The organism is Alkalihalophilus lindianensis (genome assembly GCF_032843265.1).
In the GTDB taxonomy this organism is placed as follows: domain Bacteria; phylum Bacillota; class Bacilli; order Bacillales; family Bacillaceae_D; genus Alkalihalophilus; species Alkalihalophilus lindianensis.
The window spans coordinates 1-278 of the sequence record NZ_JAWJBA010000215.1 but is presented as its reverse complement, the minus strand read 5'-3'; the positions used below and the strand labels follow the sequence as shown (position 1 = coordinate 278).

Sequence of the window (278 nt, the reverse complement as noted above, 5' to 3'; positions counted from 1 at the left end):
CTTATAAAAGAATCGCTAAAGCGACAAAAGACAGGTTCTCCCGAACAAATTAAACAGGGAATTTAAGCAAGGAATCCTTGGAAAAGTGCTACTGACGGATATCACTTAATTACCATATAACGGTAATTGTATGGCTTATTTGTCGACCGTAAAAGACGCATCTACCAATGAAATCCTAGCTTACCATGTGTCTGACCGTATCACTTTGGACATCGCAACCCGGACGATCCATAAATTGATGAACAATAAGAAAGTTACGCTCCATAAAGATGCCTTTA

General features: G+C 38.8%; 1 pseudogene. It reads left to right on the top strand.

Annotation, left to right across the window (positions count from 1 at the left end):
• Positions 1-25 precede the first annotated feature (25 nt).
• Positions 26-278: pseudogene (locus tag RYX56_RS21990) on the top strand (IS3 family transposase); the annotation flags it as partial.